The sequence below is a fragment of the Rothia sp. 11254D007BW genome (assembly GCF_053548195.1).
This window is the reverse complement of record NZ_JBPWPK010000001.1, coordinates 1999097-2021074: the sequence shown is the minus strand read 5'-3', so window position 1 is coordinate 2021074 and position 21978 is coordinate 1999097. Positions and strand designations below refer to the sequence as shown.

The 21978-nt window shown below is 59.8% G+C and carries 21 protein-coding genes and 3 tRNA genes; 7 read left to right on the top strand and 17 right to left on the bottom strand.

Going from position 1 to position 21978, the window contains the following annotated elements; all coding sequences use genetic code 11:
• Positions 1-302: 302 nt before the first annotated feature.
• Positions 303-1649, top strand: a complete 1347-nt coding sequence (locus ACEE43_RS09075; protein WP_449107886.1) for a uracil-xanthine permease family protein — start codon at positions 303-305, stop codon at positions 1647-1649.
• Positions 1650-1726: 77 nt separating this feature from the next.
• Here the strand turns inward: ACEE43_RS09075 and ACEE43_RS09070 are convergent, their stop codons facing one another.
• From ACEE43_RS09070 to ACEE43_RS09055, 4 genes are all read right to left on the bottom strand, one after another.
• A complete protein-coding gene (locus tag ACEE43_RS09070; RefSeq protein ID WP_449107885.1) occupies positions 1727-2533 on the bottom strand; it encodes a glycerophosphodiester phosphodiesterase family protein in 807 nt (268 codons plus the stop codon).
• Between the two features lie 28 nt (positions 2534-2561).
• Positions 2562-3395, bottom strand: a complete 834-nt coding sequence (locus ACEE43_RS09065; protein ID WP_449107884.1) for a Cof-type HAD-IIB family hydrolase — start codon at positions 3393-3395, stop codon at positions 2562-2564.
• A 155-nt stretch (positions 3396-3550) separates the two neighbouring features.
• The gene (locus tag ACEE43_RS09060) at positions 3551-4075 is read right to left on the bottom strand and encodes a YbhB/YbcL family Raf kinase inhibitor-like protein (protein ID WP_237241902.1); all 525 of its coding nucleotides are present in this window, start codon (positions 4073-4075) and stop codon (positions 3551-3553) included.
• 150 nt (positions 4076-4225) lie between these two features.
• Positions 4226-5170 (bottom strand): carbohydrate kinase family protein, encoded by a 945-nt coding sequence (locus ACEE43_RS09055; RefSeq protein ID WP_449107883.1) that lies wholly within the window; start codon positions 5168-5170, stop codon positions 4226-4228.
• Positions 5171-5391: 221 nt separating this feature from the next.
• On the opposite strand from ACEE43_RS09055, the gene ACEE43_RS09050 reads away from it, so the two are divergent.
• Positions 5392-6837, top strand: coding sequence for a glyceraldehyde-3-phosphate dehydrogenase (locus ACEE43_RS09050; RefSeq protein ID WP_237207381.1), 1446 nt, complete (start codon positions 5392-5394; stop codon positions 6835-6837).
• Between the two features lie 217 nt (positions 6838-7054).
• Here the strand turns inward: ACEE43_RS09050 and ACEE43_RS09045 are convergent, their stop codons facing one another.
• The 4 genes from ACEE43_RS09045 to ACEE43_RS09030 are packed head-to-tail and all read right to left on the bottom strand — an operon-like array spanning position 7055 to position 10442.
• Positions 7055-7981: an ABC transporter substrate-binding protein gene (locus tag ACEE43_RS09045; protein WP_449107882.1), complete on the bottom strand. Its 927-nt coding sequence runs from the start codon at positions 7979-7981 to the stop codon at positions 7055-7057.
• A 6-nt stretch (positions 7982-7987) separates the two neighbouring features.
• Positions 7988-8644 carry an ABC transporter permease gene (locus tag ACEE43_RS09040; RefSeq protein WP_237210598.1) on the bottom strand — a complete coding sequence of 219 codons (657 nt, stop codon included), beginning with the start codon at positions 8642-8644 and terminating at the stop codon, positions 7988-7990.
• Positions 8641-9315, bottom strand: a complete 675-nt coding sequence (locus ACEE43_RS09035; RefSeq protein WP_449107881.1) for an ABC transporter permease — start codon at positions 9313-9315, stop codon at positions 8641-8643. The genes ACEE43_RS09040 and ACEE43_RS09035 overlap by 4 nt, the downstream gene beginning before the upstream one ends.
• Entirely contained in the window at positions 9312-10442 is a 1131-nt protein-coding gene (locus ACEE43_RS09030) for an ABC transporter ATP-binding protein (RefSeq protein WP_449107880.1), read from the bottom strand. Before ACEE43_RS09030 ends, ACEE43_RS09035 begins: the two co-directional genes overlap by 4 nt.
• Positions 10443-10620: 178 nt before the next feature.
• Here ACEE43_RS09030 and ACEE43_RS09025 point away from each other — a divergent pair, with 178 nt between their 5' ends.
• Complete coding sequence (locus tag ACEE43_RS09025; protein ID WP_449107879.1) at positions 10621-11424, top strand: exodeoxyribonuclease III; 804 nt, start codon at positions 10621-10623, stop codon at positions 11422-11424.
• A 94-nt stretch (positions 11425-11518) separates the two neighbouring features.
• Here ACEE43_RS09025 and ACEE43_RS09020 read toward each other — a convergent pair.
• The 6 genes from ACEE43_RS09020 to ACEE43_RS08995 form a co-directional block, all read right to left on the bottom strand.
• A tRNA-Phe gene (locus tag ACEE43_RS09020) sits at positions 11519-11591 on the bottom strand.
• 63 nt (positions 11592-11654) lie between these two features.
• Positions 11655-11728 (bottom strand) — tRNA-Asp (locus tag ACEE43_RS09015).
• A gap of 51 nt (positions 11729-11779) precedes the next feature.
• Positions 11780-11852 (bottom strand) — tRNA-Glu (locus ACEE43_RS09010).
• Positions 11853-11922: 70 nt separating this feature from the next.
• Positions 11923-12162, bottom strand: a complete 240-nt coding sequence (locus ACEE43_RS09005) for a hypothetical protein (protein ID WP_237236503.1) — start codon at positions 12160-12162, stop codon at positions 11923-11925.
• A 67-nt stretch (positions 12163-12229) separates the two neighbouring features.
• On the bottom strand, positions 12230-13240 hold the full coding sequence (locus ACEE43_RS09000) for a universal stress protein (protein WP_449107878.1): 1011 nt from the start codon (positions 13238-13240) through the stop codon (positions 12230-12232).
• A 296-nt stretch (positions 13241-13536) separates the two neighbouring features.
• Positions 13537-14196, bottom strand: a complete 660-nt coding sequence (locus ACEE43_RS08995; protein WP_449107877.1) for an LGFP repeat-containing protein — start codon at positions 14194-14196, stop codon at positions 13537-13539.
• A gap of 192 nt (positions 14197-14388) precedes the next feature.
• On the opposite strand from ACEE43_RS08995, the gene ACEE43_RS08990 reads away from it, so the two are divergent.
• Complete coding sequence (locus ACEE43_RS08990; RefSeq protein ID WP_449107876.1) at positions 14389-15726, top strand: D-arabinono-1,4-lactone oxidase; 1338 nt, start codon at positions 14389-14391, stop codon at positions 15724-15726.
• Positions 15727-15813: 87 nt separating this feature from the next.
• Here the strand turns inward: ACEE43_RS08990 and ACEE43_RS08985 are convergent, their stop codons facing one another.
• From ACEE43_RS08985 to ACEE43_RS08975, 3 genes are all read right to left on the bottom strand, one after another.
• Positions 15814-17220 carry an FAD-dependent oxidoreductase gene (locus tag ACEE43_RS08985; RefSeq protein WP_283490149.1) on the bottom strand — a complete coding sequence of 469 codons (1407 nt, stop codon included), beginning with the start codon at positions 17218-17220 and terminating at the stop codon, positions 15814-15816.
• A gap of 182 nt (positions 17221-17402) precedes the next feature.
• A complete protein-coding gene (locus ACEE43_RS08980; RefSeq protein ID WP_449107875.1) occupies positions 17403-17855 on the bottom strand; it encodes a hypothetical protein in 453 nt (150 codons plus the stop codon).
• A gap of 1147 nt (positions 17856-19002) precedes the next feature.
• Positions 19003-19566, bottom strand: a complete 564-nt coding sequence (locus ACEE43_RS08975) for a hypothetical protein (protein WP_449122310.1) — start codon at positions 19564-19566, stop codon at positions 19003-19005.
• Positions 19567-19915: 349 nt separating this feature from the next.
• On the opposite strand from ACEE43_RS08975, the gene ACEE43_RS08970 reads away from it, so the two are divergent.
• Genes ACEE43_RS08970 through ACEE43_RS08960 form a run of 3 tightly spaced genes read left to right on the top strand, consistent with a single transcriptional unit; the run spans position 19916 to position 21936 of the window.
• Positions 19916-20104, top strand: a complete 189-nt coding sequence (locus tag ACEE43_RS08970; protein ID WP_449107873.1) for a hypothetical protein — start codon at positions 19916-19918, stop codon at positions 20102-20104.
• An 8-nt stretch (positions 20105-20112) separates the two neighbouring features.
• Positions 20113-21267, top strand: a complete 1155-nt coding sequence (locus tag ACEE43_RS08965; RefSeq protein ID WP_449107872.1) for a sensor histidine kinase — start codon at positions 20113-20115, stop codon at positions 21265-21267.
• Positions 21268-21282: 15 nt separating this feature from the next.
• Entirely contained in the window at positions 21283-21936 is a 654-nt protein-coding gene (locus ACEE43_RS08960) for a response regulator transcription factor (protein WP_449107871.1), read from the top strand.
• The last annotated feature ends 42 nt before the right edge of the window (positions 21937-21978 follow it).

Below are 21978 nucleotides of genomic sequence, written 5' to 3'. Positions count from 1 at the left end.
GCCCTTAGGATAGGCGGCGGTGGGAACCGTCAGGCGCGAGGCTAGAACGGCAGAAGTCTCTCCTTTAAAGAGTAGGCATACTTAGTTTACCTGTCGATGACCCCCATCTCATAAGGGGTGTAATATTTCATTTATTTCTGCACGGTTCGCGCGGTACAAACCCTGATACATATTTTGCTCAGTGCCCACCAGCCCCAGCACCAAAGCCAACATCACATTTACCCACCCCCACCCCACCCGTCCACCCTCTTACCGGAGGCGTACAATAAGGACGATTTACCCACACACTGCGAAAGCATCTCATGTCTAACGGTTCCCAGCCCGAAAAGGGCTCACAGCTTGGCCTCGCCTGGACCCTGCACGGCGACGGCAAAAATATCACCCCGGGCGGGGTCGTCCGCCCCCTCGAACGCCTTACCTGGGGCCGCACCATCGGTATCGGTGCCCAGCACGTGGTTGCTATGTTCGGTGCGACCTTCCTGGTGCCTCTGCTGACCGGCTTCCCGCCCGCGACCACCCTCTTCTTCTCGGGCATCGGCACCATGCTCTTCCTGCTGATCACCGCAGGACGCGTACCCTCCTACCTGGGCTCGTCCTTCGCCTTCATCGCACCCCTAGCAGCTGCCACCAACCAGTACGGCCCCGGCGGGGCCCTGGGCGGTATCGTCATGGCCGGTGTCTCCCTCTTCATTGTGGGTCTGATTGTTCAGGTCGCTGGCACCGGCTGGCTGACCAAGCTCATGCCCCCGATAGTGACCGGCTCCATCGTGGCGCTCATTGGCTTCAACCTGGCCCCGTCCGCTAAGAACAACTTCATGGAAGCGCCCGTTACCGCCCTGGTGACCCTGTGCTCCATCATCCTGATTTCCGTACTCTTCAAGGGTATGATCGGCCGCCTGTCGATTCTGCTGGGCGTTATCATCGGCTACATCACCGCCGTACTGCGCGGCGAGGTCGATTTTGCCGCCATCGAAAAGACCTGGGCTGAGCAGGGCCTGATCGGCCTGCCCCACTTCCAGCACCCAGAGTTCCACTGGAACCTGGCTGGCCTCTTCATCCCCGTCATTCTGGTGCTGGTTGCTGAAAACATCGGCCATGTGAAGTCCGTTGCGCTGATGACCGGGGATAACCTCGACAAATACTCCGGTCGCGCCCTTATGGCCGACGGCCTGGCCACCACCCTGGCCGGTGCCGGTGGCGGTTCAGGTACCACCACCTACGCTGAAAACATCGGTGTTATGGCGGCAACCAAGGTCTACTCCACCGCCGCCTACTGGGTCGCTGCGATTTTCGCTGTCCTGCTCTCGATTTTCCCGGTTTTCGGTGCTGCCGTGGCGTCTGTGCCTGCCGGTGTGCTGGGCGGCGCTGCCACCGTGCTGTACGGCATGATTGGAATGCTGGGTGTGCGTATCTGGGTTGAGAACCGCGTGGACTTCTCAAACCAGGTCAACCTGACCGCCGCGTCCGTGGCCCTGATTGTGGGTATTGCTGACTACACCTGGGATATTGGCGACCTGCAGTTCGCCGGTATTGCCCTGGGTACCGCCGCGACCCTGGTGGTCTACCACCTGATGGCGGCACTCAATAAGGCGTCGAAGGCCCACCCGGAGCCGCTGACCCCGACCGAGGCTAAGGGAGACGTCCACTAGGCCCTCAACCGGCAGTAGGTACCATCTGAATCAGAAAAACCCACCTAGTTGGTGGGTTTTTCTAGTTTAAATGGTACCTACCGGGAGGAAGCGAGGACGCCCGCGAGCAGGTCGGCGCGGTTAGTGACGATTCCGTCGACCCCCAGGGTGATAAGTTCCCGCATAGTGCGTTCATCGTCAATCGTCCACACGTGCACCTCCACCCCGGCCCGGCGGGCGGCAGCCACCAGCTTGCGGTCAACAATGCGCAGGCGGCGGCCCGCCACCCGATGATAGGCCGGCACCTGAACCGCGTCGAAGGGAAGCATAAACCTACGGGTCAAAGGCTTAAGAAAACTCCACAGGCTAGGGTGTATGCGTGATAAGGCATAGAAAAAAGTGAAGGACGACTGCGAGGCACTCAGGGGGATCTGCACCCCTAGATTCTGGGCCACCCGGTGCGCCTGCCGCAGGCGGCGCTCCGAAAAGGACGCCAGTCGCACCCGCTCTACCGCACCGGCAGCTACCAGCACCCGCGCAACCTCGGCCGCCGAACCGGCGTCCTTAAGGTCAATATTGAAGCGGGTCTCGGGGAAGGCCTCGAGCATGTCGCGCAGGCGGGAAATTTGACCGCCGTCCACCAGGCTCAGGTCGCGCAGCTGGTCCCAGGTCATCTCAGCCACCCGGCCGGGGCGACCCACTAAACGATTGAGGGTGGGGTCGTGAAAAACCAGCACCTGGCCGTCAGCGGTGGTGTTCACGTCGGTTTCGAGCCAGTGGGCTCCAGCATCGAGGGCACGACGGAAAGATCCCTCGGTGTTTTCAGCCTGCCCTACAGCGAGCCCCCTGTGGGCGTAAATCTGGGTGCGGTCAGGTGAAGAAGGTGCAGATGCGTGTGAAGGCATAAGAACCAGTATATTACCGGCCAGTAACTTAGGCCTGGCGACCCTCGCGCTCAGCCAGCATGCGCTCGATAATCTGGGCAACACCGTCCTCTTCAAACCCCGGGCAGATACGCCCCACCCGGTCTTTGAGTTCCGGCAGGCCCGAGGCCATCACATAGCCGTGGCCGGCCCAGTCCAGCATCTCAAAGTCATTGGGCATATCACCAAAAGCCGCCACCTCATCGGGGGCAATGCCCAGGGACTGGGCAAAATCTGCCAGCACCCGCCCCTTATTCAACCCCCGCTGGGCAACCTCAACCAGGGGCTGGTAGGGGGCTGACCTGGTTACAGAGGCCCGCTCCCCCACCACTTCTTGAACCTGTGCCAGCAGGTCAGACGGAACAGCGCCTCCCTGGAAAAGCAGGTACTTCACGACCTCAGCATCAGATGCCAGAATCTGGCTCAGGGGCCCCTCCACCATCTTGCTCGTGTCTTCCTGAACATGGGGTTCATAGGTGCCCTGCACATAGACGTGCTCCAGGGTCTCAGCGATATAGAGAGCACCGGGGAAGGCCTCTTCTAGATCGGCGTGCAGGGCCTGTACCTCGCTCCCGCTCATGGTGCGGGTAGCGACCACCTGCGAGCGGGCAATATCGTAGGTCACCGCGCCGTTTGAGCAGAAGGCAAAGGAATTCTCGCCGTTCCATTCCTGCCCCAGTTGCGCTAGCACGGGTTCCATCCAGCGCAGCGGGCGGCCGGTCACAAAGACAATACGGACGCCAGCATCCGCCGCCGCGTGCAGGGCTTGCAGGGTGCGGGGACGGAACCTGAAGTCACTCCCGATGAGGGTGCCGTCCAGGTCGCTGGCAATCAGTTTAATCATGCTTTACATTCTAGAGGCTTGCTAGAAAGATTCCGCAGACTCACGCTTGCTGCCGACCCTCTCACTGGTTCACTGACGCTCACAAGCGATTCACGCCAGCCACCGAGCCAGCAGCTTCGCTGTGAGTCTGCTTCATCTATCTTTAGGCAAGCCCTCTAGTTCTCTTCTTCATAGGTGGCGGTCAAGAAGGCCCGGGCGATGCCGTGGAAGAAGAGGTTGAAGTTAACCACTGCGGGGCTGGCGTTTTCGTCGATGTCGAGTTTTTCCACGTCAACGGCGGTGACACAGAAGATGTAGCGGTGGGGGCCGTGGCCTGCGGGCGGGGCGGCACCGATGAAGGCGCGGGTGCCACCGTCATTGAGATGCCCCAGAGCTCCCTCGGGTAGGTTCTCGGCTGCACCGGTGGCAAGTTCGGTGACTGAGGCGGGGATGTTTGAGGCCGTCCAGTGCCAGAAGCCTGAGGGGGTGGGTGCGTCCGGGTCGAAGCAGGTGACCACAAAGGACTTAGTTTCTTCTGGGAAGCCGCTCCAGGAGAGCTGGGGTGAGACGTCCTCACCACCTGCACCCATGATGCCGGAAACCTGGGCGCGGGGCAGGGTCTCACCTTCGCTGATATCAGCGGACGTCAGCGTAAAGGTGGGTAGGTCGGGCAGGTCTGCGTAGGGTTCGCGGTTGAGCATGGGGGCTTCATCCTCCTTGATTGGCTGTGACCATGTACTACCCAGTCTACTGACTATCACCCCTGCCGAAAAGGGACCTGAAAATCAAAAAAGGACCGCGTATTATGCGGTCCTTTTGAAGTTATGCGGTCCCCTCGGGGAGCGGCGGAACTAGCCCTGCGGGTAGAGCACAGCGTTCAGTTCGTCGCGGCTGGGCGGGTTAGCGCCCTCGCGGGAGACGGTGATGCCGGCTGCAACCGCTGCGAAAGCCAGGATTTCCTTGAGGTCGCCCTTGCTCAGCAGCTCAATAGCGGCGCGGGCGCCCTTGCCCTTGATGTCGCGATCGAGCAGAGCCGCGATGAGGGCTGCCATGAGGGAGTCGCCGGCACCCACGGTATCGGCAACCTCTACCCGGTAGGCGGGCAGGGCGATGCCGTCGGGCGAGGTCTTGCGGGTAATAGCCCAGGGGCCCATCTCGCCGCGGGTCACAACCACCAGGGAGGCCCCCAGCTCCAGCCAGGCCCGCGCTGATTCTTCCAGGGTGCGGTTGGGGTAGAGCCACAGAAGGTCCTCGTCAGAAGCTTTCACCACGTCCGAGTGGCGCACGATGCTCTCAGCCCAGGCGCGCGCTTCTGCGGCGTCGGGCACGATGGAGGGGCGGCAGTTGGGGTCGTAAGAAATCAGGGCGTGGGGGGCTGCCTGCTTGACGGTGTTGAGCACAGCGGACGCGCCGGGCTCCAGCATGGCGCCGATAGAACCCACGTGCACGGCGGTGGCGTTCTTGCCCACCTCGTCGAGAGCTGCCTGGGCAGCGTCGAGTGACCAGTCAATATCGAACTCGTACTCCGCGGCGCCGGTATCGCCAATAGTTGCCTGGGCAACGGAGGTCTTTTTGGCGTCAGCACCGACAGGGAGCAGGACGCCCGAGGCCCGCAGGTGCGCGTCAATCAGGTCGCCGTAGGCGTCCTTGCCGTAGCGGCCAATGAACTGGGCCTCATGGCCCAGGCGGGAGACGCCGACGGCAACGTTCATGGGGGAACCGCCGGGATGTGCATGAGATTCGAGCCCCGGGCGCTGAACGACGTCTACGAGGGCTTCGCCAATGACAGTGAGCATGCCCTTATTTTACCGGTTGTGGCCCTGACCTCAGATAAGTTTCGCGTCACAAACTCCACATGTGAGACAACAAACTATAAACTTAGGTCTGTAGTGCCCACCAGCTCGTCGTGCCCGTGCATGAATCGGGGTGTGGGCCGCCAGTCACCAGCTACCAGCGCACCGCCGCGCTGCTAACCGATGAGTTCAATGACGCTACTCATCGAGGAAGAGGTCACACCATGACTATTTCTGCCGACAACGCTCACGAGCAGTGGCTTGCCTCTGAGGCTGAAGCCGAAGCTATGATCCCCCTGATCGGCAAGCTGAATCGAGAGAACAACGTGGTTGTCTCTATTCACGGCCACAGCCTGATCAACAAGTCTGTTATCCAGATTTTGAAGGCTCACCGTTTTGCCCGCCAGATTGATGATGTTGAGCTGAACCCGGCTGATTCCCTGAAAATCCTTGAAATTGTGAGCACCCTCGACCTGGGTGCCTGCTCGCTGGGTCTGGCCAGCCTGCAGCGCAAGTTTGAGGCTTCTGGTGCCGGTGATCTTGAGGCCTGGCTGAAGGAAGAACTGGCTCCCGTGGTCGGTAAGAAGGGGCAGATTGAAGCTGCCTCACAGGACGTCGTACTCTACGGTTTTGGCCGCATCGGCCGCCTGCTGGCCCGCATTCTGCTGGAGCGCTCCACCGGCGCCGGCCCCAAGCTCCGCGCGGTTGTTGTTCGTAAGAACACCGACAACGACCTCTACAAGCGCGCCTCCCTGCTACGCCGCGACTCCGTCCACGGTGCTTTCAAGGGCACCATCCGCGTGGATGAAGAGAACTCCACCATCATCGCCAACGGCACCCCCATCAAGTTCATTTACGCCTCTGACCCGGCCGAGGTCGACTACACCGCCCACGGCATTGAGAACGCTATCGTGGTCGATAACACCGGCCGCTGGCGCGACAAGGACGGCCTCTCCCGCCACCTGCAGGCCAAGGGGGCTGCGCGCGTCCTGCTCACCGCTCCCGGCAAGGGCGTAAAGAACATCGTCTGCGGCGTCAACGACGACATCATCGAAGATAGCGACACAGTACTGTCAGCAGCGTCCTGCACCACCAACGCCATCACCCCCGTACTGGCCGTTATGGACGAGGTCTTCGGCGTCAAGCGCGGCCACGTTGAGACCGTGCACTCCTTCACTAACGACCAGAACCTGATTGATAACTTCCACAAGGGCGATCGCCGCGGCCGCTCCGCTGCCCTGAACATGGTAATTACCGAAACTGGCGCGGCCAAGGCCGTGTCTAAGGCCCTGCCCCAGCTGGAGGGCAAGCTGACCGGCAACGCTATTCGCGTCCCCACCCCCGACGTCTCCATGGCTATCTTGAGCCTGCAGCTCAACAAGCCCGTCGGGTCTAAGGAAGAACTCAACAACCTGCTGCGCGAACGCTCCCTGCGCTCCAACCTGCGCCGCCAGATTGACTACACCGACTCACACGAGGTCGTGTCAACCGACTTCGTGGGCTCCCGCGCCGCCGGTGTAGTGGACGGCCTGGCCACCATCACCTCCGGTGACGATAACGCCATTCTCTACGTCTGGTACGACAACGAGTTCGGCTACTCCTGCCAGGTAATTCGCGTGCTTGAGACCATGATCGGCGGTAAGCTGCAGAGCTTCCCCGCAGCGATCTAAGAGCGCGGACGCCCGCCGCACGTTCGGGAGGGGTAGGGGCATAGGCTACGAGCCAGCTGGCTCGATGAAGTGAGCGAGTGCGGCAGCACGCAAGAGCGAACGGAATCCGCCGCAAGGCGGGGCGTGAATCGTGACGAGCCGCCAGGCGAGGAGCGAGAGGGTCGCTGGCGGTAGCCTATGCCCCTGCCCCTTTTGCAGCACGGTGGTGAGTCACGATTTACGCGAAGTTCTCGCTCACCCAGTCCTCTGCGGCGGTGGCGGGGGCTGCTTTTTCGGCGCCGGAGACGCGCGTATTCAGTTCGATTAGGGTCTCGGTGGTGAGCAGGGCCGATACCTCATCGAGGACGCGGGCGGCTGCGACCGAAACCTGGCGGGTGTTGATGACGGGTAGTACCTGCTGGGCCAGGATCATGTTTTTGGGGTCCTCAAGCACCACGAAGTTGTTGGCGGTGATGGCGGGGTCGGTGGAGAAGAGGTCCACGATGTCGACGGTGCCGTCGGCCAGGGCTGAGACGGTGAGCGGGCCGCCGCCGTCGTTGATGGGTTCGAAGGACGCCGGGGTGAAGCTGTAGAGGCGCTCTAGGCCGGGCAGGCCGTAGGCTCTTTCCGCGAATTCCGGGGGTGCTCCTAGGCTGAGCTGGCCGCTGAGGGTGGTGAGGTCGTCCAGGCTGGTCAGAGCGTGTTCTTCGGCGGTGGCAGCGGTGACGACCAGGGAGTCCTTGTTTTCTGCCTGCGAGGCTGCCAGAACGCCCAGCTCGTCGGGCAGGGCGGCGGGGAGGGCCTGCACGATGTCTTGGGAGGTGACGGCTGTAGTCTCTGCGTCGAAGTAGAGCAGGAGGTTGCCGGAGTAGTCGGGCACCACCGAGACGGTGCCCTCGCGGAGGGCCCCTAGGTAGGCTTCGCGGGCGCCAATGGCGGGGCTGGTGGTGGCGTCTAGGCCGCGGGCGCGCAGGGCTGCGGCGTAGATTTCGGCGATAATTTGTGATTCGGTGAAGTCGGCTGAGCCCACGGTAATGGTGCCGGTGGTGCTCCCGCTGCCAAAGGCGGTGGAGCCGTCAAGACCGCAGGCGGAAAGGCCTAGAGCCCCGGCGGCGAGTCCTGCCCCGGTGAAGAGGGAGCGTCGGGTGAGGCGGGGTGATGTCATGGGTGTTTACCTTAGTCCGGGGTAGGTGAGGGCTCTTTGCACAAGGGCGAGTAGAGCATCGACGATTAGGGCGAGGGCTGCAACGAGTAGGACGGCCGCGACCATGCGGGTGTAGTCGCGCACTGCCAGTCCGTCGATGAGGTAGCGCCCTAGCCCGCCCAGGTTGATGTAGGCGACCACGGTGACGGTTGCGATGATTTGCAGCACCGCGTTACGGATGCCACCGAAGATGAGGGGCAGGGCCACGGGAATTTCTACCCGGGTGAGTACCTGCCAGCCGGTCATACCCTGGGCGCGGGCGGCGTCCTTAATAACGGGGTCCACAGCCGCGATACCGGCGTAGGTGCCCGCCAGGAGCGGGGCGATCGCCAGTATGACGAGGGCAAGCGCCGGGGCGGTCAGCCCCAGTCCCAGCCAGAGAGCGAAGAGGGTGAGCAGGCCCAGGGTGGGCAGGGCCCGCAGGGCTCCTGTGAGAGCTACGACCAGGTTCTGCCCCTTGCCGGTGTGCCCCACCCAGGCACCGAGCGGCAGGGCGATAGCTGCCGCGACCAGCAGCACCAGGCCGGAGTAGGCCAGGTGCTCGCCAAGACGCTGCCAGATACCGCCGGTGCCCGCCCAGGCGCCGGGGGCGGTGAACCAGGCCCAGACGTCCTGAAAAATCATGGGTTCCTCCAACGGGTGAGCGCGGCGCCGGCCAGGGCTAGCAGGCGGTCGAGCACGAGGGCAAGGACGAGGGTGAGCAGGATTCCGGTGATGATTTCAGCCGGTAGGTCCCGGCGCAGGCCGTCGGTGAAGAGGGTGCCGAGGGACTGGATGCCAATAACAGCGCCCACCGACACCATAGAAATATTCGAGACCAGGGCAACGCGTAAACCGGCGATCATGACGGGTAGCGACAGGGGTAGCTCAACCTGCCAGAAGCGGCGCAGCGGGGTGTAGCCTACGGCTGTGGCGGCTTCGAGGGTGATGGGTGAGACCGATTCGAAGGCGTCTACAGCGCTGCGCACCATCATGGCTAGCACGTAGACGGTCAAGGCTACGTAGACGTTAATCGGGGAAGTAATAGAAGTTCCCAGCACCAGGGGCATGAGCACAAACAGCGCTAGTGAGGGCACGGTGTAGAGCAGGGCAGCGCCATTGACGACCGCCCCTTTACGCACCCGGCCGGCAGTTGTGTAGGCCTCGGTGGAGCGTCCGTCCGCCCGCCTCCCCAGGGCCAGCCGGGCCAGGGGCAGGGCGAGGGCAAAGCCCACCACTACCGGGATGACCGACTGCGCCAGGTGCAGCGTGGTGAGCTGCCCGATGTAGGGCAGGTTCGCTAGAAACCAGCTCATGCGGACGCCCCGCCGTCGGACGGCGCGTCCGCAGAGTTCTGCCCGGAGTCAGCGCTCTCCGCACGGGCCCACGGAGCTTCTAGGCCGTAGCGCAGGTAGCGCTCCTGGCGGGTTGCTTCAAGCACACTGTCAGCTTCCAGCAGGCCTATAGCCTTGCCCTGCTCATCTACGACCACGCCCCAGCCGGAGGGAGAAGAGAGTACCGAATCCAGGGCATCGCGCAGGGTTCCTCCCCGCACGAAAAGGGAGCCGCCGGGCAGGTGCCTGCCGCCGGTCAGCCAACCGTCGGGGCGTCCGTCCGCTAGTCTCAGCTGCCAGCCCTCGGCCTCAGCGGCCTGCAGGGGGCGGACGGCCACGTTCCCCGCCCCAGCAAAGGTCAGGCGGCGCATGCCGCGGTCGCGCCCCACAAAAGAAGCAACATAATCGCAGGCCGGAGCCCGCAAAATCTCTTCGGGGGTGCCAAACTGGGCGATGGTGCCGCCAGGTGCAAAAACAGCGATGTAGTCACCCAGGAGCACAGCCTCGTCGATATCGTGGGTGACGAAGACGATGGTGCGGTGAAGTTTCTGTTGCAGGTCTAAAAGGCTCTGCTGTAAATCCGCACGCACAACAGGGTCGATAGCGCTAAAGGGTTCGTCCATCAGGAGTATGTCTGATTGGCCTGCCAAGGCGCGGGCCACACCCACGCGCTGGGCCTGACCACCCGAGAGCTGGGCCGGGTACTTGCTAGCAGAGGCGCGATCTAGGCCCACCGTGTCGAGAAGTTCCAGGGCTTCAGCACGAGCCTGTTTCTTGGCTACCCCCTTGAGGCGGGGAACGGTGGTGATGTTATCGAGCACGCTCTGGTGGGGCATAAGCCCAGCCTGCTGCAGCACATAGCCCATAGAGCGACGCAGCTCGTGGGCTGGGCGGGAGGTGTTGGCTTCTCCCCGCACCAGAATCTCCCCGCCGGTATGTTCTACCATGCGGTTAATCATGCGCAGGGAGGTCGTTTTACCGCAGCCCGAGGGGCCCACAAAAACCGTGATGCTCCCCCGAGGAATACTGAGGTTAAGGTTGTCTACCACCACCGTGTCACCGTATTTCTTGGTGACAGACCGGAATTCAATAGCGGGGGCCGCTGCCATACTTGCTCTTTCGTTTGAGGTGGGGCGGGTTTTGCTTCAGCAACCTAACGCCCACGAATTCCACCCTATTCCAGGCAGTTCTTAAACAGCAAGTACCCTGCCATAAATGCAGATACCCTGCTTAAAGTGACAGGCATCTGCACTTTAAGGGGGGTAGGTGGGTTGCTAGGCTAGTGACATGAAAATTGCTACCTGGAACGTGAACTCTATCCGTGCCCGCGCCGACCGCGTGGAAGACTGGCTAGAGCGCAGCGACGTAGACGTCCTAGCCATCCAAGAAACCAAGGCCACCGACGAGACCTTCCCCTACGAGATTTTTGAGTACTCGGGCTATGAGGTGGCCCATTTTGGGCTGTCACAGTGGAACGGGGTGGCGCTGGCCTCCCGCGTGGGGCTTGAGGACATTCAGCGCACCTTCACCAACCAGCCGGCTTTTGGCAAGCCGGGTGAGGACGCCGTCGTTGAGGCCCGCGCAATCGGGGCCACCTGCGGCGGGGTTCGGGTCTGGAGTCTCTACGTGCCCAACGGCCGCGGTATCGATGACCCGCACATGCCCTATAAGCTGGCCTGGCTTGAGGAGCTCCGCAAGGACGCCGCCAGCTGGCTAGCGCAGGACCCCGCGGCACAGTTCGCCCTGGTGGGGGACTTTAATATTGCCCCGCTCGATGAGGATGTATGGGATATCGACTTCTTTAGGGAAAACCAGATGACTCACGTGACCGAGCCTGAGCGGGCGGCCTTTAGGGCTTTTCTTGAAGAGCCTCTGGGGCTGGTTGATGTGGCTCGTGAGCATACCACCGCGCCCTACACCTACTGGGACTACACCAAGCTACGCTTCCCCAAGAACGAGGGGATGCGCATTGATTTTCAGCTCTACTCCCCCGCGCTGGCCCAGCGGGTTGTGGGCGCTGAGATTGACCGTGAAGAGCGCAAGGGCAAGGGCGCCTCAGACCATGCCCCGGTGATTGTTGAGATTAACTAAAAACAGCCCCGGCCTGTGAACCCACAGGCTGGGGCTGTTTTTGTTTTAAAACAAAAAACCCACTCTCATGTAGAAGCCTAGAGAGTGGATTTCGTGGCTCCGACCGGCGTCGATCCGGTGACCTTACGATTTTCAGTCGCACGCTCTACCAACTGAGCTACAGAGCCAGGCATACCCTTAGATATGCCACAACCGCGTCTTCCCACAAGTGAGAACTTACGCGGTCGGAGCGACCCCGACGGGACTTGAACCCGCGACCTCCGGCGTGACAGGCCGGCGCGCTAACCAACTGCGCTACGGGGCCATACGCAAGAACCGAAGTTCTTACATGGCCGTGAAACCAAAGGTTTCACAGTACCCCCAACGGGATTTGAACCCGTGTTACCGCCGTGAAAGGGCGGCGTCCTAGGCCGCTAGACGATAGGGGCTAGTTCGCTGTATCGTGACCGGCTTTGTTTCCTCAGCCCGTCGCTCGAACAAGTAATACATTACGCGAGTTCAAACAGGCGCGCAAATCGAAAACTGCCCATTCGGGACATTTTGGGTCAAAAGCTGGGTGCCCTGCACCACAAAATTCACGCAAAAGTAACCGGCAATACACATAAACAACCTAGCCAGAACCGATATTGCCGCATCAAGCGTCCGTACCAAAAATTTTTTGAACTTTTTTAAAAAAGACGGCAGGATAGCGCCGTCGGAGCCCTTTTCAGCCTGAAAAGGAGCTTCGGCGGGAGCCATCCTGCCTTGTCTTACAACCAGCCTACTCCTTGCGAGAGAAGCTGACTAGAGTGCTTTTACGTTTTGGCTAGCCCCAGGTAACGCCAGCATCGGGGGCCTGATCGATGCGGGGGTCTTCGATCTGGGGAACAATCATCACGGGCACCTGGGTATTGTGCAGGATGCCCTGCGAGGTGGAGCCCAGAATCATGCCGGCAATACCACCGCGGCCGCGGGTACCAACCACAATCATGTCAGCAGCCTTACCCGCTTCTAGCAGAACCTGCACGGGGGAGCCGTCGATGAGCTTGAACTCGATTTCCAGCTGGGGAAAGTAGCCGCGAATCCATTCGGCAGCCTTACGCTGTAGGTCGGCGATTTCGCGGTAGAGGGCCTCGAAGTCAACAGCGGCGGGCACCCAGTTCAGGGCACCGGTGTAGGGGGCGAGCGCGTTGACCAGGGTGAGTTTGACGCCGCGGCGGCTCGCTTCGTCCGCCGCCTGCATCATGGCAAGGCGGGCTTCATCGGAGCCGTCCGAACCGACAACCACCGACTTGCCGCTGCCCAAGATGCCGGGGTCGGCTTCAATTTTCTCAGCGTAGGAGTGGGGAACTGCAACGGTGGGGCAGTGTGAGTGGGCGGGTAGGGAGGTGGAAACGGTGCCCAGCAGACGACCCAGGAAGCCGCCGTGGGAGCGGGAACCAACCACCATCAGCTCAGCCTTCTTGGAGAGTTCTAGGAGCACAGCGGTGGCATCGCCGGTTTCGACGGTTGCGCGAAGTTCAACGCTGGTTTCGCCAACGCGGGAGTGGGCCTCGTCAAGGATCTGGGCTACGCCATCGGTGAGGGCCTGTTCATCGACCATGGAGTAGCCGGCATCGAAACCGGTGCCTGTGAAGACGGGCAGGGAGTAGGCGGTGACCATACGGACGGGCACCTTGCGGATTTCAGCCTCGTGCACGGCCCAGCGCAGGGCACCGTAGCTCTGCTCGGAGCCGTCAATACCGACGATGATTTCACCGGATGCGTTGGCTACTTCTGCGATATCGTTGCGGGCAGCTACTGCTTTTTCACCGAAGGTGAGAGCGTGTTCGGTCATGGTCATCTCCTTAGATTCATGATGACCCCGCTCTGCCAGCCGGGTTGCCGGCGCTGCTGCCGGGGCCTACTTCTAGTTTAGTCCTCCCCTCGTGAGCGGCGTGACTTATTTCGCCTCATTACCGCACTTATTCATTTTTGAACTAGATAAGGTAAGGACGCCGCACCCCACTCCCCTGCCGCTGGGCAGGGAGGTGGGTGGCGGCGTCCTTGCACCAACGAGCGTGCGTTATATCGCCGAGCGTGCAGTAGCCATGCACACGCTCAGCGATACGGCGCACGCTCGCTGAGAAACACCTAACCCAGGGGGCTAAACACAGCGCCGGAGGCGGTCACCGTCAGCACGCCCTGTTCGGTGTACAGCACCGAGGCATCCCCTACCTGCTGCACCTCAGACACCGGGAAGCCAAAGGCATCTACAGCGCCGTGGGCATTGAAGTAGTCCCCTGCAGGGGTTCCGGACTCAACAAAATGGGCGCCAGTAGCCTCAGACCAGAAGACGTTACCACTAGCCAGACCCGGCTGGGCGAAGCTCTGGCGCACGCCGCTGCCCACCGGCTGCTCGTCGGTCACAGGAATCAGGTTGTACAGGGCAGAGCCGTCACCCACCGTCACCGCGCCAAAACGCCATAGGTCATATATAGCACCGTGCACAGCATGGGCACCCGTTACCTCGTTATAGAACACAGCCCCGCGGTTAAAGTTCTGACCCATAAAACCGGGGGCACCAGGAGTACCGGGAGCAATAAAACCCTCATCGGTGGGAGCACCCAGCCAGGCGTAATCTTCGGGGGCCCAGGGCAGGGTGCCGGCGCTTGAGCTGGTGACCAGCGGCGGCTGCTCCGCGGTACCGGCCTCGCTGGCCTGGGCGGGAGCAAGCCCCGTGAGCGTCAGCGCCCCGAGGGCGAGCGCAGCCGAACCGCAACGGGCAAAAATACGGAGTGAAGACTTGTTCATGGTGGTTATACCTTCCTTTCTCCAGTACTTCCACCCCATCACAGCCACCCTGGCCCGGGCAAGCAAAAACAGGCAGGTTGATCGAATTGTGAGCCAACTGTTACCGGGCTGTGACCGACCGCCCAGACTCACAGCCAGCACCCACCTCTTCGTGCGAAAATATGCATGAACGAGCAAGAATCGAGGTAGATCATGGCCGACACCCCGCAGACAAGCCCCTCGTGGAGCACCTGGGCGCGCCAACACACCGTGCAGCCCACCGGCGTCCTTGCGCCCCGGTCAGTGCCCGAGCTGCAACGGCAGATTCAGGACGCCGCCACGGCAGATACCCGGGTCAAGGTAGTGGGGCGGGGGCGCAGCGCGTCCGCCATTGGGCAGCCGGTCGGCACCATGCTGACCCTGGAGCACCTCACCGGCCTGGTGCGGGTGGACCCCGATAACCTCACCGCCACCTTCCTGGCGGGCACCACCGTGCGCGAGGCCAACCGCCTGCTGGGCCACTACAACCTGGCCTTTACCAACCTGGGGCGACTCGATGAGCAGACCCTGGCCGGGGCTATTTCAACCGGTTTTCACGGCACCGGCCTGACCTACGGTGTCTTCGCTACCCAGGTGGCTGAGCTCAAGCTGGTGGACGCGACCGGTGACCTGCTGGTCTGCTCCTCCCAGCAGAACCCGGAAATTTTTTCGGCAGCCCTGTGCGGGTTGGGGGCGCTGGGCATCATCGTGGAGCTGACCTTTAAGGTGGTGCCCCAGTTCCGCCTGCACGCGGCAGAGCGGGGCCATTCTTACCAAACCATTGTGCATTCTTTTGAAGACCGCTCCCGCGGGGCGGACCATTACGAGTTCAGTTGGTTCCCTGGCTCAGGTGAGGTGCGCACCCGCAGGCTCACCCGCCTGGCTCTACTGACCGAGGGCTACATGCCCGCCAGCGCTGCCCTGAGCCAGGCCCGGCGCTACGGCGGCGACCACCTGCTCAACAACGGGGTGTTCTCGGCTCTTAGCTACGCCGGGTCCAAGGTGCCCGCAGCGCAGCCGGTGCTGAATAAGGTGTCGAACTGGGGCAAGGGCAACCGTCGTTACGCCGATTATTCGGCCCGCGTCTTCACCATCCACCGCACCGTGCGGCAGAACAATATGGAGTACGCCTTCGATATGTCGCAGTTTGCCGACGTCATGCGCGATGTGCGCGCCCACCTGGCGTCCTACCGCAGCCAGATGGCTTACCCCCTGGTCGTGCGCACCGCTGCCGCCGATGATATCTGGCTCTCCCAGGCTTACGGGCGAGAAACCTTTTACGTTTCGGCCCGCGCCTACTGGCGTCAGCCCCACGCCGAGCTCTTCGGGGTGCTAGAAGGGGTTTTCAAGGAGCACGGCGGACGCCCCCACTGGGGCCAGTTCCACACCCAGGACGCGGACGCCCTCGCCCAGCTCTACCCCCATTTCAACGACTTCGTGGAGCTGCGCGAAGAGCTAGACCCGTCGGGCCTCTTCCTCAACCCCTACCTGGACTGGGTGCTCATGCGGTAGCCCCCGTAGGTACCACCTAAATCAGAAAAACCCACCTAGTTGGTGGGTTTTTCTGATTTAGATGGTCTTTTCTGAAAGAACCTGACGCTACTCGCCGCGTGAAATTGCGGTCATCTCGTCGCGGTCAACCACCTTGATGCGGGCGCGGGGCTCGCCGGCGGCGTCCTTGGCTTCTGCGCCCAGGGCCTTTTCGTGGTCGTCCAGGCGGTGCCAGCCTTCCCAGGTGGTGTAGCGGACGCCCGCCTCGTCGAGGAAGGCCTCAATCGCTGCGGGGTCGGCGGCCTCGGCGGTGTAGAGGTTGTCGCGGTCTTCCAGCAGGTGGGTGACGGTTTCGAGGGCGTCTGACTTGGTGGAACCAATCAGGCCGACGGGGCCGCGCTTGATCCAGCCGGTGGCGTAGAGGCCGGGGACGGGTACGTCGCTATCGTCGATGACGCGGCCCTCAACGTTGGTGATGACGCCGCGTTCGCTGTCGTAGCCAACCTCGGGCAGTTCAGAGCCAAAGTAGCCGATAGCACGGTAGACAGCCTGCACGGGGTAGTCGATGAATTCGCCGGTGCCGGTAACGCCGCCGTTGCCGTTGAGCTCGGTGCGTTCCATCTTGATACCGGTGACCTTGCCGTGCTCACCGAGGATTTCGGCGGGTGACTGCAGGAAGTGCAAGTGCAGGCGGCGGGAGGCGGTGCCGGGGTTTTCCTTCTGCTCTTCGAGCCAGCCGTTAAGGGTCTTCATCATGACCTTGGTCTGGGCGTTGGTTTCCATGGCTTCGCGGGAGGCGTCGTCGAACTGGAAGTCTTCTTCGTAGAGCACGATGTCTACGTCGCGCGAGTGGGCTAGTTCGCGCAGTTCGAGGGGGGTGAACTTGATCTGGGCGGGGCCGCGGCGACCGAAGACGTGCACGTCGGTGACAGGTGAGGCCTTGAGACCTTCGTAGACGTTGTCGGGGATTTCGGTGACGAGCAGGTCGTCGGCGTGCTTGGAGAGCACGCGGGCGACGTCGAGGGCTACGTTGCCGTTGCCGAGCACGGCGATTTCTTTGGCTTCCAGCGGCCAGGTGCGGGGCACGTCGGGGTGGCCGTCGTACCAGGAGACGAAGTCGGACGCACCGTAGGAGCCGGTGAGCTCAACACCGGGGATGTCGAGGTCGGCGTCCTTGATGGCGCCGGTTGCGAAGATGATGGCGTCGTAGTGCTTGCGCAGGTCGGCCAGGGTGACGTCGGTGCCGTAGTTGACGTTGCCGAAGAAGCGGATGTCGCCGCGGTCGAGCACCTTGTGCAGGGCGTTGATGATGCCCTTGATGCGGGGGTGGTCGGGGGCTACGCCGTAGCGGATCAGGCCGAAGGGGGCTGGGTAGCGGTCGAAGATGTCGATGGCTACGGGCACGGCTCCGGTGCGGACTTCTTCGCTTTTGGTGAGGATGTCTGCGGCGTAGATACCTGCGGGGCCTGCACCGATGACGGCGACGCGCAGGGCGCGGGGGGCTTCGGTTGACACGGGTTTTCCTTTCGGCGCCGGGCGTAGGTGGGCACGGCGGGTTGGGACTTTTGTTCTGCTCTAGTCTACCGAGTTTGGGGCGGACGCCGTCGCCCCGGTTACAGAGTAAGTCTTGGGATTACCGCGCGGGTTGGGGCTGGTCGTAACAGAGGTAACAGATGCGAGCGGGGGTGCAGCTGTTTTTAGATGGCTCCGGCCTGGGACCAGCCAGCGTCTAGGCATTCTTGGGGAGCGGTGAAGATACCGGTTTTGTTGTTCTCGCTCTGGGCAAGGACTTCTGCCGGGATCTGGCTGTAGTGCTGCTGGTATTCTTCCTCGCTCATGTAGTCACTGGCTAGTTCTTGCTCAGCAAACTCGGTGGGGTCAGCTAGTGTGCCACCGAAGCACATGACGCCGGAGTAAAGCACGTAGATATTGCCGGTGTCGATGCCCCGCTGAATATCTTCGTTAGAAATAGTGGGACCCTGGGTTGCCAGCTCTTCGGGGCTGGCGGTTGCTGTAGTAGCAGGTGGCGGCACAGTGGTGGTGCGGACGCTCGGGCTCTCATTGGGTGCCTCGGCGGTGGTGGACGCGCCGCTGGAGCAGGCTGCAAGAGCCGGGATGAGAAGTACTGGGAGAAGAAGTTGCTTTTTCATACTTTTTTATAACATGGGTCACCCGGGGGAGGGGGAAGGGGTTGGTGAAAATTTGTGGCAGGTTGCGCTGTTTAGTCCAACGGATCTTATTGAACAGTTAAACAGTGAGAAGCACGGGACCGGCACCTCATATCAGGGCGAATGAGGTGCCGGTCTGTTAGTTTCTGACTATCGATTCTCTCATTGAGCTTTGCGGTGTCTATACAGGGTCACGGATACAACACGAAGAGTGGCGGCCACACCACCGTACGTGATGAAACTCAGAAGAGAGCTGAGGGGCTCTGATATCATCATCAATCCTCCTCACTCCTTTTACGCATCCATCCAGAATTTGGAAATATCAAAGCAATACTCAATATAAAGGGAGTTATTTGTATTACTGTCAAACGAGTACCTAGCATCATGACCCCTATAGCAACAGAACAACATAGAGCAACTATTACTCGTAAAATTAGAAGACTTTCTGGGCTTGCACTCCACATACAAACAACAGCAGCAGTCCCAAGCAGGACCAGTAAAACATAGTAAATCATAGGGGCTGCAGGATTTGACCAAATCATAGCAGGTGCAACGAACATTATCCCTATTGAGCAGAATATCTTCCATTTACAATTCGTCATAGTGCTCACCCAATCTCAGTCGATTTAACAGGTGGATCGGTCTATGTATTGGCACCCCGATGCCCTACAACAGGGGTTTGACCAGTTAGAACACACGACACACCAGATACCTACACAAGCAAGGCATGACCAAGGATTTCCACACGCAAATGCGCATGGTCCGCAACAGTTTACTAAACATTTCAGATTCCAAGATGTACAAGCACACCCATAGCAGCGGCCTCGCTTTCTACATTCTGCAGAGTTACATCTCGATGAAGCTACTGAATTTTGGGGTTCAAATTTTGTAACAGAGCCCCCTTCAGAGGTAGCAACAAGATTAACTGACATATCAGATTCTCTACTTAAACCGTCAATCTCAAGCACCCGTGATGAATGAAGTGTATCATTTGCAAACCCAATTCCTTCATAAAGGAAATAGACCCGCTGCGGAATTTGAACAGAAACTGCTTTAATAACATTTCCGTCAACCGTATTGTGCAAAACACCCCTAATAGTGCAATCTGGTTGCCTCAAAATATTTTCATTTAGACCAAGTTTCTTTGACATATCACCCGTAGCAAAAATGTCACAACCCTTAGCGAGTCCACATCACTCATCTCTGTGGAATCCTGAATACGCGCTCTCTCAAACCATTCCACTCGTAGAGGACTCTGGTTTTTATTAGCCGCCGAGGCGGGCCGCACCCCCGAAAGAACTGCAGCGGCACCAAAAGCTCCAGCCACCCCTTTAAGGAAAGACTTACGCGATACGCCCCATCCAGAGTTTGCATAATTTTTTCGATCACCAAATGTTTGCAAAACCCTCCAGGCCCTCCGGGGACCCAAGCACTTCGCAAAAATCAGGCCAAATCTATAGCCATCATAGATTTTATAAACCCCCTCTTTTTCTAAAACAATCAGGGGTTTATCATACCTGACCTCTTTGCCCAGATATGCAAATGCAGCCGACACATAATCACTATTTAGAGGAACTACATCAAGTTTACCCTCAGATACATCTCGAATAGACCTAGCCGTTTCAACACACATGCTACACGAAGAATCATATGCTAAAGTCATTTTCCAAGAAGAGAAAGAAGAAAACTTCATGTCATACATAACTACTCCTATAGAATATATTTTTAAAGACTTGATTCACATCATTGAGAATTTATCAAAGGTTATTCAATTAAAATACTTATAAATGGGCTAGATTCTCACATCTGGCTACGCAAACCAAGCCAAAACTTTAATGAAATTAAAATTCCTAGATAGAAATATCTATCTTATGTGAAAGATTACTGCTCAGCGCCACCAGCCGCCAGACCTTGCAAGAAAATCAGTACTTAAGTACCGAAGAGTCGGTACTTAAGTACTCAATTCGCCCACAGCTCTTGAAATCCGCCCAAGAACCCTGTATTTCTAGGCGTAGAAGAACCCAGGTGACTAGGAGTTCCACATGAAATCTCTTCGCTCAATTGCCGTCACAGCAACGGCAATAGCCCTTCTGGCGCTCAATAACGTCTTACTCAGTTCGCCTGCTCTAGCCAGCGAACAATCAGCACAGACTGAATACACCACAGCTCATTCAGCACAACCTATGTTTATCTGCCAGCTCCTCAATAACAAGCCGCGCTTCTGCAAGTAAGTACACCCGTGATCCAGCTATCGCCCAACCTACGACACCTTCCAGCGCCATACCCTCCCCACCGCATCCGGCTCATAGCGCTGATTAGCTCTCTCGCGACAGCCACCGTAGACCTCATCCAAGCCATATCTCAACCAGCAAGCAATTTACCCCTACACATTGCTTTCTGTCTGCTCATCGTCACCTGGGCAGTAATCTATTACGCAGCCTTTCAGTATTCCGTCTATGCCCTCACCGCACTCATACTGCTCGCAGCCGCCTACTACGACCAAGGAACCGGCCTACTAGCCTTTTTTATCCTTGCTAGTACCTTCCTCTCTATTCTCACTGTTCCCACCAAAGGTATCTTTCTACTAGCTACTGCACACATCGTTGGAGAGATCGTCACAGCCTACACCCTGCAACAACCCTTCAACGTATTCTCACTCAGCATCAGTCTCTTCCTCTTTATTGGAATTCCGTTGGCCCTACGCACCTCCTGGGAACAGAAAAGAACCCTAGCCCAGGAATACGAAGACTTCAGGGAACAAGTCGCTGAATCCAACCGCGCCCTGGCACGCGAACTCCACGACACCGTAGCCCGGCACATCAGCGTCATCGGCCTCACCACCGAGCGCGGCCTCATCTCCCCCACCACAGACGACAAAGACGCCGCCCTACACACCATTGAAGAAAACACCCACAAGGCCCTGGTCGACATGCGCCTACTCATCCGCACCGCCCGCGGCGACCACGACCCCACCAGCCTGCCACAAACGTCCGCACCCACCGTAGACCTACGCCACGACCTCGAAGAAGCCCGCGCCCACCTCACCCGCCACGGCTTCACCCTCAACGACACCATCACCATCAAACTCAAAGACATACCCGACGGTGTGCGCCCCACCTTCCACAAACTCATCCACGAAATCACCCACAACGCCACCAAATACGCACAACCCGGCAGCACCATCACCGTCACCGCCAAACCCAACCTCACCGGCGTCACCATCACCACCTCAAACCCCGCCAAACCCACCCCAAAGGACAAGAAAAACACCCGCGGCACCGGATTCGGCCTAGTCGGAATCACCGAACGCATCACCAGGCTCGGCGGCACCATAAACTATGGGATAACAGACGGAACCTGGAACCTCACCATCCACCTACCCCTCGTCGTCTAAAGGAAGGCACCCACCATGAGCACCCACACCCTCGCCCTCATCGAAGACGACCCCGCCTTCAACGAACTCCTCGGCCTCTACATAAAAAACGACGAGGACCTCAACCTCGTAGCCACAGGCCGCAACGGGCAAGAAGCCATCGACATAGCCAACCGACTACACCCAGAGGTCTTTCTCATGGACCTCAACATGCCCGTGATGGACGGCCTCGAAGCCACCCGCCAGATTCTGGCAGCCCACCCAGACATCAAAATCATCGCCATCACCACCTTTGACAGCTACGAATACGTCAGCCAGGCCCTGGCCCTCGGCGTGCACGGCTACCTGATGAAAAACTCCCGGGTCAAAGAGATTAAGCAAGCTATCACCGCAGCCATTGAGGGGCGAGCCATCATCGACCGGCGGGCTCTGGCGTCCCTAGTAATCTCCATGAACCTCACCCACCCGCCACAGGGCGACCCCTGGAGCGAACTCACCGACCTCGAACAGAACATCACCAAACTAGTCTGCCGGGGGTACACCAACCAGGAGATCTCTGACGAGCTGAACTACTCACTGTCTAACGTCAAAAACACACTCACCCGCATCTACCAGAAGATGGGCGTGACCACCCGCACCCAGCTACTCGTGCACGCAGGCCACCACAACTTCCCGGTGCTGGGCGACTAAGAAAAACTCTTCTAAAAGTAAAGCCACCTCACCAAGAACAGA